The organism is Pseudoalteromonas sp. CR1, from assembly GCF_019392235.1.
Taxonomy (GTDB): Bacteria; Pseudomonadota; Gammaproteobacteria; order Enterobacterales; family Alteromonadaceae; genus Pseudoalteromonas.
This window is the reverse complement of record NZ_JAHXRM010000389.1, coordinates 1-257: the sequence shown is the minus strand read 5'-3', so window position 1 is coordinate 257 and position 257 is coordinate 1. Positions and strand designations below refer to the sequence as shown.

Annotated in this window: 1 protein-coding gene; it reads left to right on the top strand. The window is 51.0% G+C overall.

The window, feature by feature from the left end:
- Positions 1-57 precede the first annotated feature (57 nt).
- On the top strand, positions 58-257 hold a 200-nt coding region (locus KZZ04_RS19850; RefSeq protein WP_219423978.1), incomplete at its 3' end, for a hypothetical protein.

Genomic DNA, 257 nt, shown 5'->3' with positions numbered 1-257 from the left:
ACGCGGTACGCGTGCGCTACTGGCAGAAGAATTCAATGAATCACAAGGAGTAGGCCCATGAGCAATGACAAACCAGTCACCATGAAAGAGCTGTCCGAAATCCTACGGCCTCTATCCGAAGCTGTGAGCAGAATCGACCAATCATTGTGGCTGATGGCTCAGCTTCAACTTGCCGCTGAGTTCGAGCCAGAGCAAATCGAACGGCAGAAGCACTATCAAAAATTAGCCACCGCCGAACTGAATTACAAGAGCGCACG